Here is a 16037-nt window from a genome sequence, read left to right on the forward strand (position 1 = left end):
TGCCGTGCTCACCGGCGGAGGCGGAAAGTGCGCTCCGGTCACACAGAGCGCAACCGGCGTGAGAGAGTGTGGAGAAGGCTCGTGGAACAGGTGTGTAAATGGTGAAGAATCGAGGAGCGGGATCCGCATGACCGGGCCCCCTTCCGTCAGTCCCCACGTGGACGTGCTGCTCGGCGCGTATGTGCTCGGTGCGCTCGCCCCCGCGGAGGAGGCCCGAGTGGCCGGGCATCTCGCTCACTGCGGCACATGCCGGATCACGTATCTGGACATGGCCGATGCCCAGGCGCTGCTGGCGACGCTCTCCGAGGACGATCTCCTGGACCTCCTCGGCGGACCCGGCGGGTCCGGCCGGCCCGGCGGGGGCACCACCCCGTAGTCCCCGGCTTCCCGCGCGCCTAAAATCCGCTGCATGCTGCGCGTACTGGCGGTCGACGACGAGAAACCGGCTCTCGGTGAACTGCTCTATCTGCTGCGCTCCGACCCGCGTGTGCACAGCGCCGACGGGGCCACCGACGCCACCGAGGCGCTGCGCCGCATCGGCCGCGCCCTCGACGCCGGACCCGACGACGCGGACGGCATCGACGTCGTGTTCCTCGACATCCACATGGCCGGGCTCACCGGGCTCGATGTCGCCAGGCTGCTCGCCGGCTTCGCCAGCCCGCCGCTGATCGTGTTCGTCACCGCCCATGAGGGCTTCGCCGTGCAGGCGTTCGATCTGAAGGCCGTCGACTACGTTCTGAAGCCCGTGCGCAGGGAGCGGCTCGCCGAGGCGGTACGCCGGGTCAGCGAGCTGGTCGAGTCGGCGCGCGAACCGCGGCAGCCCGTGTCCTCACCCGCGACCACGACCGCGACCGCGACCGCGACCGCAGCCGCCTCGGCCCAGGCGCCGCACGGTGCGACGGTGCCGGCCGTACACCGGGGAGCCCCCGACCAGATCCCGGTGGAACTCGGCGGTGTCACCCGCTTCGTGGCCATCGACGACATCACGTACGTCGAGGCCCAGGGCGACTACGCCCGCCTGCACACCGCGGACGGCAGCCACCTCGTACGGATCCCGCTGTCCACACTGGAGGAACGCTGGGCGTCCCGGGGGTTCGTCCGCATACACCGCAGCCATCTCGTCGCGCTCGGCCGCATCGACGAGCTCCGTCTGGACGCGGGCGCCACGACCGTACGGATCGGCACGGCGGAGCTCGCCGTCAGCCGCCGCCACGCACGCGAGCTGCGCGACCTGCTGATGCGGCACGCCCGACGCTGACCGCCGTTGGGCGCGCGCGGCGCACCGTTCACCGCCCGGGGCGGACCGTACGGCGACGGGTGCCCCGGCAGGTCCGCGAGGACCCGCCACCCCTGCCTACCCTTGATCGGGAAGCGAGAAGGGGCGGCCGGATGTCCGATATCGAAGCGCTGCTCCGCGAACTCCGTGGTCTGGAGGCGATCCGCGGTGCCGGACCGGGCGAGATCGCGGAGCTCCTCACCAAGGCCAAGAGCGCGGCCGGCCGCTGGGCCGACGTGCTCTACGAGATCCAGGAGTCCACGCAGGGGCTGGTCGGACCGCGCGCGGAAGCCGCCCTGGAGTTCGCGTTCCGCCGCGCCGAGGAGTCGTACGTCGAACTGGAGATCGCCCTCGCGGACTGCTCCCGCGAGCACGGCCGATGAGACCGGGACGAGACCGTCGTGCGCCTACCCTCCCCGATCCTCCCTGCGTAGACTCCTCGGATCCCTGTACGAACGAGACGCCGGGAGCGGACACCGATGTCTGCAGCACAGCCACCCCGCCGTGAAGTCGTCACGGGAGTGCCCCGCGGCGCCCGCCGCCGCCCCGGCCACGCCCCCGCCCGCTCCGAGATCAGCGAGCAGACCCCGCTCGGCACCGTGTACGTCCGCTCCCTGATGCGCAGCCAGCTGCGCGCGGCGCTGTACGCCCTGGGCATGCTCGCCCTCCTCGTCGGCACCCTCCCGCTGCTGTTCGCCTTCCCCACCGCCGTGCTCGGCTCCTTCTCCTCTCCCGAGCCGTTCGTCTGGGTCGCGCTCGGCGTCGCCGTCTACCCCGTGATGTGGCTGATCGCGCGCTGGTACGTGCGCCGGGCCGAGCGCAACGAACGCGACTTCACCGGGCTCGTCGAAGGCCGCTGAGACCGCCAGTGGGGGACGACCGGTGAACCAGACCTACGCGGTGACGGCCGTGACGTTCGTCGTCCTCATGACCGTCCTCATCGGCGCACTCGGCCTGCGCATATCCCGCACCACCTCCGACTTCTACGTCGCCTCGCGCACCGTCAACCCGGGCCTGAACGCCGCCGCCATCAGCGGCGAGTACCTGTCCGCCGCCTCCTTCCTCGGCATCGCGGGGCTCGTGCTCCTCCAGGGCCCCGACATGCTCTGGTACCCCGTCGGCTACACCGCCGGCTATCTCGTCCTGCTGGTCCTGGTGGCCGCCCCGCTGCGCCGCTCGGGCGCCTACACGCTCTCCGACTTCGCCGAGGCCCGGCTCGAATCGTCCGCGGTACGGCGCCTCGCCAGCCTCTTCGTGGTCGGTATCGGCTGGCTCTATCTGCTGCCGCAGCTCCAGGGCGCGGGCCTCACCCTGGAGATCCTGACCGGCGCGGCCGACTGGGTCGGCGGACTCGTCGTCGCCGTCGTCGTCACGGGCGCCGTGGCGGCGGGCGGGATGCGCTCCATCACGTTCGTCCAGGCGTTCCAGTACTGGCTGAAGCTCACCGCGCTGCTCGTGCCCGCCCTGTTCCTCGCCGTCGCCTGGGCCGGCGACGACGCGCCCAGGGCCCGTTTCGACGCGCCCACCGTCTTCCGCGAGCACACCGAGGTCCGGATCGACGACACCGTACGGATCGAGCTGACGGCCCCGCTCACCGTCACCGTGTCCGGCGCGGTCGACGGCACCCGGCACGACGGCCGGCCGCTCACCCTCGACGAGGGCACCCACCGCATCGACGCGGGCACCACGCTCGGCTTCCCCGAGGGGGCCGCCGTACCCGAACGGGCCACGACCGGCGCCGACCCGGCCAGCTGGTCCCAGCCGCTCGCGGGCGGACGCGACGGCTACCAGCTCTACGCCACCTACGGGCTGATCCTCGCCACCTTCCTCGGCACCATGGGCCTGCCGCACGTCGCCGTCCGCTTCTACACCAGCCCCAACGGCCGCGCCGCACGCCGGACCACCCTCGTCGTGCTCGGGCTGATCGGCGCGTTCTATCTGCTGCCGCCCGTGTACGGCGCCCTCGGCCGGATCTACGCTCCCGAACTCGCTCTCACCGGCGATGCCGACGCCGCCGTGCTCGTCCTGCCGGAACGGATGGTCGGCGGACTCGCGGGCGATCTGCTCGGCGCGCTCCTCGCGGGCGGTGCCTTCGCGGCCTTCCTGTCCACCGCCTCCGGGCTGACCATGTCGGTGGCGGGAGTCATCACCCAGGACGTGCTGCCCGCGCGCGGTGTACGGCACTTCCGCCTCGCGACCGTCCTCGCCATGGCCGTACCGCTCGCCGTGAGCGTCGTCGCGACCAACGTGCCCGTCGCGGACGCCGTCGGGCTCGCCTTCGCCGTCTCCGCGTCCTCGTTCTGTCCGCTGCTCGTCCTCGGCATCTGGTGGCGGCGGCTCACCCCGCCCGGCGCCGCGGCCGGACTCCTCACCGGCGGCGGCGCCGCGCTGACCGCCGTCATGGCCACCCGCGCCGGACTCGCGCCCGAGGGCTGGCCGCACACCCTGATGGCCTGGCCCGCCGTCTGGTCGGTGCCGCTCGGATTCCTCACCATGGTGCTGGTGTCGCTCGCGACACCGCGCCACATACCGTCCGGTGCCGCCGCCATCCTCGCGCGCCTCCATCTGCCCGAGGACCTCGTCGGGCGGCCGTCCCAGACGGAAGGAGCCCAGCGGTGACCGGGACGGCGCTCGCCGCGCTCGGCGCCGCCGGAACCCTGCTGCTCGCCGCCGGATTCGCGCTCGGCCGGCTCACCGCACGGCGCGGCGGCAGCCCCGACCTCGACCTCGGCACCCCCGTGGAGCGGGCCACCTTCCACACCCTGCACACCGCCTCGCTCGCCGCACCGCCGCTGCGCGCCGGACTCACCGAGGACACCGCCCGCAAGGCCGCCCGCCGGCTGCGCTCGCTGCTCGGCACCGAGGCGCTGTGTCTCACCGACCGCGAGAGCGTCCTCGCGTGGGACGGCCTCGGCGGCGACCACCACCAGCAGCGGGTGATGCTGCGCGTCACCGAGGTACTGGACTCCGGGCGCAGCCAGAGCATCCGCACCGGCTGCGACGACGTGGAGTGCCCGCTGCGCTGGGCCGTCATCGCCCCGCTGACCGGCGAGGAGGGCGTGCTCGGCGCGCTCGTCGCCTACGGCTCCCGGGAGTCGGCGGTCCTCGTACGGGCGGCGACCGAGGTCGCCCGCTGGGTCTCCGTCCAGCTGGAACTGGCCGAACTCGACCGCTCCCGCACGCGGCTCATCGAGGCCGAGATACGCGCCTTGCGCGCCCAGATATCGCCGCACTTCATCTTCAACTCGCTCGCCGCGATCGCTTCCTTCGTCCGCACCGACCCCGAGCGGGCCCGTGAACTCCTCCTGGAGTTCGCCGACTTCACCCGCTACTCGTTCCGTCGGCACGGCGACTTCACGCATCTCGCCGACGAGTTGCGCTGCATCGAGCAGTATCTGGCGCTCGCCGGCGCCCGCTTCGGCGACCGGCTCAAGGTGACCCTCCAGATCGCGCCAGAAGTGCTGCCGGTGGCGCTGCCGTTCCTGTGCCTCCAGCCGCTCGTCGAGAACGCCGTCAAGCATGGGCTGGAGGACTCCGGACAGGCGTGCCGTGTCTCCATCTCCGCGCAGGACGCCGGCTCCGAGGCGGTCGTCACCATCGAGGACGACGGTGTCGGCATGGACCCCGCCGAGCTGCGCCGGATCCTCGCCGGCGAGGCGGGTGGCTCCTCCGGCATCGGGCTGTCCAACGTCGACGAACGGCTGCGGCAGGTATACGGCGACGATCACGGCCTGGTCATCGAGACGGGCCTCGGGGCGGGAACGAAGATCACGGTGCGGATCCCCAAGTACCGCGCGGGTGTGCACAAGAGCACGGGCGGCCACTGAGCCGTCGGGCCCGCGTGCTGCGTCCGGTGTACCCCGTTCTGCGTCCCGCGGCGGGCGTCAGTAGAGGTGGATGGCCAGATGCCCGAGCGGAAGCCCCAGCCGCCAGGCCGGAGTCCACACCTGCGCCGACTCGTCGGCGGCCGGGTCGGGCCCGAGCGCGGGATGCCACAGGCCGCCGTCCTCGCCGAGATCGGCGGCGAGCAGTTCGGTCCGCTCCAGCCACGTCCAGGCATCGCGCGCCAGTGCCAGATCGGGGTCCGCGCCGGTGACGTCCCGCTCGAAGGACTCCCGTGCGGCGATGCGTTCACGTACCCAGTCCCGCCACGGGTGACCGTACGCCGTGACGGAGAGCCACTCGTCCAGCCGGGACGGCGCACGCCCGTCGGCCGGCCCGTCGCTGGCCTCGCACAGATAGACCGTCAGCGCCAAGGTCTCCCGGCCGGCTCTGTACTCCAGCGAACCGGGCTCCACGAGGCCTCCGGTGCGCAGGACCTCATCGGCTGTGTACTCGGCGCACAGCCAGGCCATGGGGACCGCAAGACCGCCTCCGCTGGTGCCGTTCGTACCCTCGGGCAGCACTCTCTCCACCTTCTCCCTGACGTGTTCTGGCACGGGTTTCGACGACGAGCCTCCACCCGGAGACACGCGTCAGGGTTCCTCTTTACTCAACTCGAGCGGGTCGTTTCGAATCCGGTCGCCCGCGGACGTGGCCCCAGGGAGAGCAGCGTGCCCATGGGGGAGCGGGGACTGAAGTGACCCGCCCGGGAGCCGCGTTGTGGTCGGTGGTCGGTGGTCGGTGGTCGGGCGGTCGGGCGGCGGGTGGTCGGCGGCGGGCGGTCGTCTCACGCGGCGGCCGGGAGCGGAGCCCTGCTGTAGCCGGGCAGACAACGTGCCAGGGCGCGCAGCGCGTAGTACGAACGCGACTTGACCGTGCCCGCGGGGATGCCGAGTGCCTGGGCGGCCTCGGCCACGCTGCGGCCGTGGAAGTAGATCTGCACCAGCACGGCACGGTGCTCGGGGCTCAGTGACCTGACCGCGGCACGGACGTCGAGCACGGCGACCGCGCGATCGGTGACGTCGGACGGGTCCGGGGTGGCGGCCAGGATGCCGTCACCGATCTCGGTCGGCCGCGCCAGCCGCGAGCGTCGCGCGTCGATCGCGAGCCGGCGGCCGACGGTGAACAGCCACGGCCGCATCGACTCGTACGGCGCGTCGAACGCCTCGGGATGCTGCCACGCCCGCAACAGGGTCTCCTGCAGCAGGTCCTCGGCGCGCTGCTGGTCCCCGTACGTCAGGCCGACGAGAAAGCTCAGCAGGGCGGGTCCGTGTTCGCGCTGCAGCTCGACCAGGGCCCGCTCGTCGGTCGTCGCCGTCGCCGTCGTCATCGTCGGCTCCTTTCCCGCATGCATGTCCGGAGAGTTCGCTCCTACGTGGCGTATCCGAACGCATCGGTGCGCGAAGGGACAGGCGTCACACACGGATGTGCGACGAGCGGTCGCACAGAGCGGCGAATGGTGCGCCGAACGGTCCACCGGCCGCGCGTCGTGCCGACGTGAGCCGCGGCGCCGTCACGCCGTCACGCCGGCGGCGTCGCCCCGGTCTCCTGCTTCGCCAGGTTGGACTTCCGGTACGAGTAGCCGAAGTAGATCAGCAGGCCGACCACGAGCCAGACCGCGAAGCGGAGCCAGGTCTGCCAGGCCAGGAAGGTGATCAGCCAGAGCGAGAACACGACGCCGAGCGCCGGCACGAACGGCATCCACGGACAGCGGAACGACCTCGGCAGCTCCGGCCGGCGGTAGCGGAGCACGATCACCGCGATGCAGACGACGACGAACGCGAGCAGAATGCCGATGTTCGTCAGTTCCGCCGCCTCGCCGATCGGCAGGAACCCCGCGATCAGCGCCGACGCCACCCCGACGATCCACGTCACCCGCACCGGCACGTGCCGCGTCGGGTGCGTCTTCGCGAACCAGTGCGGCAGCAGCCCGTCACGGCTCATGGAGAACCACACCCGGGTCACGCCCAGCATGAACGTGAACATCACCGTGAGGATGCCGATGATCGCCCCGATCGCGATGACGTTCGCGAGACCCGGCAGCCCGACCGACTCGAACGCCGTGGAGAAGCCGCTCTCCGGGTCGATCTCCGTGTAGTTCTGCATACCCGTCAGCACCAGGCAGGCCAGCACGTACAGCACCATCGAGATCGCCAGCGAGTAGAGGATCGCCTTCGGCATGTGCCGCTGGGCGTCCTTGGACTCCTCGGCCGCCGTCGACATGGCGTCGTAGCCGAACACCGCGAAGAAGACGGTCGCCGCACCCGTGAACGCCCCGCTGACGCCGTACGGGAAGAAGGGGTTGTAGTTGGACGTGTCGATGTGGAAGAAGCCGACCGCGATCACCAGCAGCACGACCAGCACCTTCAGCACCACCACGACCGTCTCGAACCGGGCCGCGTTCTTGATGCCGAGGGTGAGCAGGTACGCGGTGAACAGACACAGGACCATCGCGAACAGATCGACCTCGTGCCCCGGGCCCGTACCCGGCGCGCCCAGCATCCACGCGGGCAGGTCCACGCCCAGCGCGCCCAGGAGGAAGCCGAAGTAACCCGAGATGCCGATGGCGACCACCGCCACGATCGCCGTGTACTCCAGCAGCAGGTCCCAGCCGATGAACCAGCCCGCCAGCTCGCCGAGCACCGCGTAGCCGTAGGTGTACGCCGACCCCGCCTTCGGGATCATGCCCGCGAACTCGGCGTACGAGAAGGCCGCCGCCGCGCTGGCCACGCCCGCGATGAGGAACGAGACGAGCACCGCGGGACCGGCCGTACCGTTGGCGACCGCTCCGGCGAGGGCGAAGATGCCCGCGCCGATGATGCCGCCGACTCCGATCGCGGTGAGCTGCCAGAGGCCGAGTGTCCTGGTGAGCTGCTCGCTCGGAGCGCCTTCTTCGATCTGTTCGATGGGCTTGCGGCGCAGCACGCCCTGTCCCATCCGGAGCCCTGCCATGAGTCACCTCTTCGCAGACTGCTGTCGGCCGATGGCGGCTCATGATGGCCCAGGGAGAACAGCGGCGGAAGACGACATGCGGTGTCGGCGAGGTGAGGGTTCCTGGGGGCTTACGGAACCACCGTCACCGGCCAGCGCCCGGCCTTCACCAGCCGCACCGCCACCGAGCCGATGAACCGGTGTCCCGCCGACTCGGACGCGCCCACCACCACCGCGTCCGCCTTCAGCTCGTCGGCTGCCGTCACCAGCCCGCTGTACGGATCACCACGGAAGGTGTGGAACTCCCAGCGTACGTCCCAGATGCCGCGCACCCGCTCCGTCGCCGCGCGGATCTCGGCGACCAGACCCTCGGCGATCTCACCGGTCGCGTCCACGACCGGAACGCCCAGCGCGGCGCCCGCGGGCATGACCGGCTGCACGTACACGAGTGCGAGCAGCGCGTTCTGGCGCCGGGCGAGACCGCTCGCGTAGGCCGCCGCCCGCAGCGACGATTCGGAACCGTCCACACCTGCCACGATCACCTTCGGACCGTCGGTGCCGCGCTCGAAACCGCTGGGCTGCTCGTTCACACCCTGAGGCTATCCCCGCCCGACAGGCGGCGGGGCGGCGGTCTCCCTAGAGTGCGGAACATGAGCGTCAGCGTGGCGGAGCGGGCGACCACGGCCCGGAGCGGATTCCTCGGCAAGGTGCCCGGCGCCTTCGCGATGTTCTTCGCCCTGCTCGGGGTGTACTGCGCGGTCATCGCGCTGATCGCACCGCTGCGCCGGCTGCTGGTCCCCGTCTCCGACTTCCTCGACCAGGTCGCCGTACCCGTCAGCGCGAACCTCGCCTACGCCGTCTTCCTGATGCTGCTGGCCGCCGCGATCGGAGCGCGGAAGAGGATCGCCTGGTGGCTGGTCGTCACCTATCTCGCACTGCTCGTCATCACCGACGCGCTGACCCTGATCCTCCAGCGGGACTGGGACTGGATCCCCAACCTCGTGCTGTGCCTGATCGCGCTCGCCCTGCTGGTCGTCGCCCGGCGGGAGTTCTACGCCCTGACCCGGCGCGGCGCGCTGCGGCACGCCCTCCTCGTCCTTGTCCTCGGACTGGCCGCGGGCATCCTCGTCGGCTGGGGGCTCGTCGAGCTCTTCCCGAACGACCTCGTCCCCGAGCAGCGGCTGCTGTGGTCCGCCAACCGGGTGCTCGGCGGGCTCGCCTCCAGCGCCCAGTTCGACGGCACCCCGCCCCGAGCCCTCTTCTTCCTGCTCGGCCTCTTCGGCGCCCTGGCGCTGCTCAACTCCGCCCGCACGCTCTTCCGCTCCCAGCGCATGGAAGCCGCCCTGCACGGTGACGAGGAGCCCCGCATCCGCGCCCTGCTCGGCGCCTACGGCTCCCAGGACTCCCTCGGCTACTTCGCCACCCGCCGGGACAAGGCCGTCGTCTTCTCACCGAACGGCAAGGCCGCGGTCACCTACCGCGTCGAGGCGGGCGTCGCCCTGGCCAGCGGGGACCCCGTGGGTGACAAGGAGGCCTGGACCCCCGCCGTCGAGGCCTGGCTCGACGTCGCCCGCCGCTACGCCTGGGCGCCGGCGGTGATGGGCGCCTCCGAGGACGGTGCCCGCTCCTACGCCCGCTCCGGACTCGGCGCCATCCAGCTCGGCGACGAGGCGATCCTGCACGTCGACCGCTTCGACCTCGACGGCCGCGACATGCGCGTCACCCGGCAGGCCGTCGGCAGGGTCCGCAGGCTCGGCGCGACCGCCCGCATCCGCCGTCACTCCTCCCTCACCGAGGAGGAGATGAAGCAGGTCGTCGACCGTGCCGACGCCTGGCGGGACACCGAGACCGAACGCGGCTTCTCCATGGCCCTGGACCGCCTCGGCGACCCCGTGGACGGCGACTGCCTGCTCGTCGAGGCCTTCGACGCCGACGAGCGGCTCGTCGCCCTGCAGTCCTTCGTCCCCTGGGGGCGCGACGGGATCTCCCTCGACGTGATGCGCCGCGACCGCGACAGCGCCCCCAACGGAGTCATGGAGTTCATGGTCGCCGAGCTGTGCGCGCAGGCCCCGCAGCTCGGCGTGCGCCGCGTCTCCCTCAACTTCGCCGTGTTCCGCTCGGTCTTCGAGGAAGGCGCCAGGATCGGCGCGGGACCCGTGCTCCGGCTCTGGCGCAGGATGCTGCTCTTCTTCTCCAGATGGTGGCAGCTGGAGGCCCTGTACCGGTCCAACGTCAAGTACCGGCCCGCCTGGTACCCGCGCTTCCTCTGCTACCAGGACGCGGGCGCCCTCGCCCGTATCGGCCTCGCCTCCGCGATCGCCGAAGGCTTCGTCTCCGTACCCCGGCTGGGCAAGCGCCGGGGCAAGGGACGGCCACGCGGCATCGCCGGACCCGTCGCGGGCACCGCGGGCCTTCCGTCGATCGACGCGATGGAGCTGACCGGGCCCGACACCGTACGGCCGATGGGGGAGCGCAGACTGCCCGAGCAGGTGCGCATCCGTCACCGCAAGCTGGAGCGGCTGCGTGAGCGAGGCACCGACCCCTATCCGGTCGGCATCGCCGCACGCACCGCCACGCTCGCCGCTGTCCGCGCCGCCCACCCCGACGTCCCGGCCGGGGCGCGCACGGGCGAACGGGCCACCGTCGCCGGACGCATCATGGCCGTACGCGACTTCGGCGGCATCGTCTTCGTCGTCCTGCGCGACTGGTCCGGCGATCTCCAGGTCGCCTTCACCCGCGACGGAACGGGCCCCGAGGTCCTCGACCGGTTCTCCGCCGACGCCGACCTCGGCGACCACATCACCGCCACCGGCGCGATCGGCGCCAGCGACCGCGGCGAGCTCACCGTCTTCGCCGACGCCTGGCAGCTCACCGCCAAGTGCCTGCGCCCGCTGCCCGACAAACGCCGAGGACTCGCCGACCCCGAGGCCCGGGTCCGCCGCCGCTATCTCGACCTCGTCGCGAGCCCCGACGCGCGCGGCGTCGTCCGTGCCCGCTCCACCGCCGTCCAGGCGCTGCGCCAGGGGCTCCTCGACCGCGGCTACCTGGAGGTCGAGACGCCGATGCTCCAGCAGATCCACGGAGGAGCCAACGCCCGTCCCTTCACCACCCACATCAACGCCTACGACATGGACCTCTATCTGCGCATCGCGCCCGAGCTGTTCCTCAAACGGCTGTGCGTGGGCGGTATGGAGAAGGTCTTCGAGATGGGCCGCACCTTCCGCAACGAGGGCGTCTCCTACAAGCACAACCCCGAGTTCACGATGCTGGAGGCCTACCAGGCCTTCGCCGACTACGACGTGATGCTCGACCTGGCCCGTGAACTGATCCAGGGCGCCGCCACCGCAGCCTTCGGCTCGCCCGTCGCCCACAGGGCAGGCCCCGACGGCAAGCTCGTCGTCCACGACATCTCCGGGCCGTGGCCCGTCAAGACCCTCTACGGCGCGGTGTCCGAGGCGCTCGGCGAACACGTCGACGCCGACACCGAGGACGACGCGCTGCGCAGGCTCTGCGATCTGGCCGGAGTACCGCACGGCCCCGACGACACCCGGGGCGACGTCGTACTGGAGATGTACGAACGGCTCGTCGAGGAGAAGACCCAGCTGCCCACGTTCTACAAGGACTTCCCGACCGACGTCTCCCCGCTCACCCGCCAGCACCGTCGTGACCCCCGCCTCGCGGAACGCTGGGACCTCGTCGCCTTCGGTACGGAACTGGGCACCGCCTACTCCGAGTTGACCGACCCGGTCGAGCAGCGGCGGCGACTCACCGCCCAGTCGCTGCTCGCCGCCGGTGGCGATCCCGAGGCCATGGAGCTCGACGAGGACTTCCTCGACGCCCTGGAGTACGCGATGCCGCCGACCGGCGGACTCGGTATCGGAGTCGACCGACTGGTGATGTTCCTGACGGGCCTGACCATCCGCGACACGCTGCCGTTCCCGCTGGTACGCCGCCACTGAGCAACGCCAACTGATCGTCCCATCGGGTGTATTCGACCGCCGAACCGGTGTTGTTGAGGCGCCTCTACCGTCGCCCGTGGCAGCCATTGCTCATGGAGAACGATCAGATGCCGCAGAACCGCCGGTCGGTGCTGTGCATCGCCGCCGGTGTCGCGGCCGCCACAGCCGTGGCCCTGCTCGCCGACGAACGGTTCGATTCGCCGGCCGCCGGGCCCGCCGGGCCGTCCGCCGCACCGGCGTTGGGGGGACCGCAGGCGGGTACGGTGAGCACCGTGAGGAAGTCGTCCGCGTACCGGCTGCAGCCCATGACGGCGTTCGCCCCGGCCCGCCTGGCCAGGGGGACGACTCCCGTACGACAGCAGGCATTTGTGCGCATGCCCGGGCTCGGCCGCTCCATGGTGCTGACCTTCGACGACGGCCCCGACCCCCGCTGGACCCCTCAGATCCTGAAGACGCTGCGGCTCCACGGAGTCCGGGCCATGTTCTTCGTGTGCGGCGAAATGGCCGTCCAGAACCGGGATCTGCTGCGGGAGATGGCCGACGACGGGCATGTGGTGGGCAATCACTCCTGGTCGCACCCCTTGCTCCCAGAGCTCGCCCCGGCCCGGGTCCGTGACGAACTCGGCCGTACCAGCGAGGTCATCGAGCGGACACTCGGCACTCCACCGCTCTGGTACCGGGCGCCGTACGGGGCCTGGGACAGGCACTCCTTCGCGATCGGCGCCGAGCTGGGCATGGAGCCGGTGGCCTGGACGATCGACACCCTCGACTGGTGCGAGCCCGGCACCGGCAGCATCGTCGGCCGGGTCATGGACGGGGCGGAACCCGGCGCCATCGTCCTGTCCCACGACGCGGGCGGCGACCGCTCGCAGAGCGTGGCCGCGCTGAGCCGCTATCTGCCGAAGCTGCTCCAGGCCGGATACCGGATCAAGGTGCCGACTCGCTGACACAACGCCCCCTGATGCAACGTCTCGTGAGGCGTAGGCCTCTGACGCAACGATGCCGCCGGCCGGCCCGCCGATTGCGGACCGGCCGGCGGATCGGCCGGCGGACGGGACGCTCAGCGTGACGCGACCATGCGGGCGAAGACGACGACGTTGCCGTCGTAGCCGGTGCCTCGCGAGTAGCCGCCACCACAGGTGATCACCCGCAGTTCAGGGGTGCCGGTGTCGCCGTAGACACGGGCACCCGGGAAGTTGTTCTTGGAGAAGACCTCGACGCCGTACACCTCGAAGACCGCCACCCTGCCGTCGAAGCGGGTCACTTCGACGTGCTGGCCCTTCTGCAGCGAGCCGAGGCCGTAGAAGACGGCAGGGCCTCCGGCGTTGTCGACGTGGCCGACGACCACGGCGGTGCCCTGCTGGCCCGGTGCGATGCCGTTCTGGTACCAGCCGGCGAGGTTGGGGTCCTGCGCGGGCGGTGCCTCGATCCATCCGTTCGCGTCCAGCCCCACATCGACCATCGGGGCGTCGACACCGATCGCCTGGACGGCGATGCGGGACGCGGGTGCGTACGGGAGCGGCTCCACGGTGCCGGGCAGAGGGACCGAGTCCGGGTTGGCCCGCATGTCGTCCAGCGCGGCCGCGACAGCCGGCTGGGGCGGGCCCATGCCGACGTCGACGCCGTTCCGCACCAACGCGAGTCCGGTGAGCATGACAAGAGCGAGAACGCCCCAGGGTGAGCGTCTTCTCGACTCCGAGCCGGTGTAGTCCTGGCGGCCCATGGTTCTCCCATCTCATCGTCTGCACGCACGCTAAGCACGCCTGCCGGAACCGGCGACCTGAGAGGGGCGAACGGGTGGTACGGCCACTTGGGGTGACCCATACGAGTACGCAGTCATACAAATTCTCTGATGGTCTGTGACCTGCGGCTCCGTCAGATCCGGGCTCTTCGCGTCGGCGTGTCGCTCACTGGGGTGGACGAGTCCCGAAATGCGTCGGATGTTCCTGCCGGTGAGGGTTCGTCATGGAGGGCGTTCTCGTCGAAATCTCCGGAGCGCCGTTCCGGGGCGCACCTCCGCTGGAGGTTCAACCATGCGTGCTTCACGCGCTCTCGCGGTGGCGATCACCGCGTGTGCGGCCATGGGCGCCCCCTCGCCCGTGGTCGCCGCCACCGCCTCCGGGGGTGGCAACGGTCCGACCAACGTCCGCATCTCCCCGTCCGAGGTTCACCAGGGCGCGACCCTGACCATCCTGGTCGATGGCTGCCACCGCGGCGGCACCGTCACGTCCAACGCCTTCCCCGCGGCGATCCTGACCACAGAGCGTGGGGGATACGGCCCGCCCGGCAAGCGAGCGGGCGAGGAGGGTGCGGGCGAGGCGGGGAACGGGACCGGAAACGGGACCGGAAACGGCAACGGCACCGGGAACGAGAACGGGAACGGAAGCGCCTTCGGCCAGGACCAGGGCGGGAACGCGAACGCGAACGGCAACGGGAACGGCAACGGCAACGGGAACGGCAACGGGAACGGGAACGGCAACGGGAACGGGAACGGGAACGGCAACGGGAACGGGAACGGGGTCGGGAACAACGACAACGGCCGTAACGATCAGGGTGGGAACAACAACAACGGCCGTAACGATCAGGGTGGGAACAACAACAACGGCCGTAACGATCAGGGTGGGAACAACAACAACGGCCGTAACGATCAGGGTGGGAGCAACAACAACGGCCGTAACGATCAGGGTGGGAACAACAACAACGGCCGCAATGACCAGGGTGGGAACAACAACAACGGCCGCAATGACCAGGGTGGGAACAACAACAACGGCCGCAATGACCAGGGTGGGAACAACAACGGCCGCAATGACCAGGGTGGGAACAACAACAACGGCCGCAATGACCAGGGTGGGAACAACAACAACGGCCGTAACGATCAGGGTGGGAACAACAACAACGGCCGCAACGACAACCGCCGTGACCAGGGCGGCAACAATGACCGCCGCGGTAACGAGGGCCGTAACGACAACCGTCGCAACGACCGCGACCACTTCGGCAACTTCCGGCGCGGTGAAGGCGTCGCCCTCGCGACGGCACGGATCTTCGACCGCGCGACCCCGGGCCAGTACAACCTGGCCGTCCGGTGCCACGACAGCAACCGGATCGCCACCCGGACCTTCATCGTCCTCTCGGGCCGTGGCGCCCTGGGTGGCCTCGGTGGCTCACAGAAGGCCTCCAGCACCGAGATGGCCGTCGGCGGCGGTCTCGTCGCCACCGCGGCGGTCGGCAGCGCCGTCTACCTCTTCCGGCGCCGCCGCATGAGCAGCGGAAAGGCATGACCGGCCGAACCTCCCGGCCGGCTTTCACCGCCCGTCGCCCCGAATCCTGGCTCAGGACTCGGGGCGACGGGCGTTGCGGGGGTGCTGTAGGTGCTGTCGAGCGGATGCCGTGAGACTGCGAGCTGTCAGTGCAGCCGGCCGCCCGAGCGGCGGCGCAGTACGTAGAACACTCCGCCCGAGGCCGCCACGACGAGCACGGCACCTGCCGCGATCTCGCCGGCGTTCATCCTGCTGATGCTGCCGCCGAGGCCGCCCCTGACGCCCTGGGGGGCGGGGACGGTCGAGGTGGTCGTCGACCGGATCGTCGGCGTGGCCGAACCGCCGGCGCCGCCGCTGATGGTCAGATCGGTCGTTCCGGTCTGGCCGTTGCAGGTGAACTGCACCGAGTACACGGCACCGCGCCGGGCATCCCAGTCGATCGTGGCCGTGCCGGTCTGACGAGGGGGGATGGTGACGGTGTCGAACACTCCCGACGAGGCCGTGGCCGTGGTGTTGCAGCCGGACACGGTCAGTCTGACCGAGCCGCCCGGGGCGACGGTAGAGGGAGTGACGGCGAACGAGAACGGCTGCTTGCGGGCGCCGCCCGCGGCGCCGCCCGCGGTGTCCGCCATCGCGGTGGGAGCGGACAGGGCGAGTGAAGCCGCTCCCAGCAGAGCGGCGGACGCGACGGGTATCGCGCGCATGGCAATCCTCCGGGTCCCCGAGGAGCAG

At 71.0% G+C, this 16037-nt stretch carries 14 protein-coding genes and 1 pseudogene; 9 read left to right on the plus strand and 6 right to left on the minus strand.

Annotated elements, in window-relative coordinates; all coding sequences use genetic code 11:
- Window positions 1-127: 127 nt before the first annotated feature.
- The 6 genes from OG766_RS32040 to OG766_RS32065 all read left to right on the plus strand — a co-directional run bounded on the left by OG766_RS32040 (window position 128) and on the right by OG766_RS32065 (window position 5103).
- Window positions 128-376, plus strand: coding sequence for a zf-HC2 domain-containing protein (locus OG766_RS32040; protein ID WP_266385661.1), 249 nt, complete (start codon window positions 128-130; stop codon window positions 374-376).
- 33 nt (window positions 377-409) lie between these two features.
- Window positions 410-1258, plus strand: coding sequence for a LytR/AlgR family response regulator transcription factor (locus OG766_RS32045; RefSeq protein WP_328726927.1), 849 nt, complete (start codon window positions 410-412; stop codon window positions 1256-1258).
- Between the two features lie 131 nt (window positions 1259-1389).
- Entirely contained in the window at window positions 1390-1659 is a 270-nt protein-coding gene (locus OG766_RS32050) for a hypothetical protein (RefSeq protein WP_266385656.1), read from the plus strand.
- Window positions 1660-1755: 96 nt separating this feature from the next.
- Window positions 1756-2136, plus strand: a complete 381-nt coding sequence (locus OG766_RS32055; RefSeq protein ID WP_266385653.1) for a hypothetical protein — start codon at window positions 1756-1758, stop codon at window positions 2134-2136.
- A gap of 22 nt (window positions 2137-2158) precedes the next feature.
- Window positions 2159-3895 (plus strand): sodium/solute symporter, encoded by a 1737-nt coding sequence (locus tag OG766_RS32060; protein WP_328726928.1) that lies wholly within the window; start codon window positions 2159-2161, stop codon window positions 3893-3895.
- Window positions 3892-5103 carry a sensor histidine kinase gene (locus OG766_RS32065; protein ID WP_328726929.1) on the plus strand — a complete coding sequence of 404 codons (1212 nt, stop codon included), beginning with the start codon at window positions 3892-3894 and terminating at the stop codon, window positions 5101-5103. Before OG766_RS32060 ends, OG766_RS32065 begins: the two co-directional genes overlap by 4 nt.
- A 57-nt stretch (window positions 5104-5160) precedes the next feature.
- Here the strand turns inward: OG766_RS32065 and OG766_RS32070 are convergent, their stop codons facing one another.
- The 4 genes from OG766_RS32070 to OG766_RS32085 form a co-directional block, all read right to left on the minus strand.
- Window positions 5161-5682 (minus strand): hypothetical protein, encoded by a 522-nt coding sequence (locus OG766_RS32070; RefSeq protein WP_266385644.1) that lies wholly within the window; start codon window positions 5680-5682, stop codon window positions 5161-5163.
- 263 nt (window positions 5683-5945) lie between these two features.
- Window positions 5946-6488 (minus strand): sigma-70 family RNA polymerase sigma factor, encoded by a 543-nt coding sequence (locus OG766_RS32075; protein WP_266385640.1) that lies wholly within the window; start codon window positions 6486-6488, stop codon window positions 5946-5948.
- A gap of 191 nt (window positions 6489-6679) precedes the next feature.
- Complete coding sequence (locus OG766_RS32080) at window positions 6680-8110, minus strand: amino acid permease (RefSeq protein ID WP_266385637.1); 1431 nt, start codon at window positions 8108-8110, stop codon at window positions 6680-6682.
- 110 nt (window positions 8111-8220) lie between these two features.
- Entirely contained in the window at window positions 8221-8679 is a 459-nt protein-coding gene (locus tag OG766_RS32085; RefSeq protein ID WP_266385634.1) for a universal stress protein, read from the minus strand.
- A gap of 60 nt (window positions 8680-8739) precedes the next feature.
- Between OG766_RS32085 and lysX the strand changes: the two genes are divergently transcribed.
- Together lysX and OG766_RS32095 are read left to right on the plus strand one after the other, a co-directional pair.
- Window positions 8740-12048, plus strand: a complete 3309-nt coding sequence (gene lysX / locus OG766_RS32090; RefSeq protein WP_266385632.1) for a bifunctional lysylphosphatidylglycerol synthetase/lysine--tRNA ligase LysX — start codon at window positions 8740-8742, stop codon at window positions 12046-12048.
- Window positions 12049-12140: 92 nt separating this feature from the next.
- Window positions 12141-12995, plus strand: coding sequence for a polysaccharide deacetylase family protein (locus OG766_RS32095; protein WP_328726930.1), 855 nt, complete (start codon window positions 12141-12143; stop codon window positions 12993-12995).
- A 113-nt stretch (window positions 12996-13108) separates the two neighbouring features.
- Here the strand turns inward: OG766_RS32095 and OG766_RS32100 are convergent, their stop codons facing one another.
- The gene (locus OG766_RS32100; RefSeq protein ID WP_266385627.1) at window positions 13109-13771 is read right to left on the minus strand and encodes a class F sortase; all 663 of its coding nucleotides are present in this window, start codon (window positions 13769-13771) and stop codon (window positions 13109-13111) included.
- A 1291-nt stretch (window positions 13772-15062) separates the two neighbouring features.
- On the opposite strand from OG766_RS32100, the pseudogene OG766_RS36790 reads away from it, so the two are divergent.
- A pseudogene (locus OG766_RS36790) lies at window positions 15063-15326 on the plus strand (hypothetical protein); the annotation flags it as partial.
- A 125-nt stretch (window positions 15327-15451) separates the two neighbouring features.
- Here the strand turns inward: OG766_RS36790 and OG766_RS32110 are convergent.
- Window positions 15452-16009 (minus strand): hypothetical protein, encoded by a 558-nt coding sequence (locus tag OG766_RS32110; protein WP_266385621.1) that lies wholly within the window; start codon window positions 16007-16009, stop codon window positions 15452-15454.
- Window positions 16010-16037: the final 28 nt, after the last annotated feature.

The sequence above is a fragment of the Streptomyces sp. NBC_00259 genome, assembly GCF_036181745.1.
GTDB classification, from domain to species: Bacteria; Actinomycetota; Actinomycetes; order Streptomycetales; family Streptomycetaceae; genus Streptomyces; species Streptomyces pratisoli.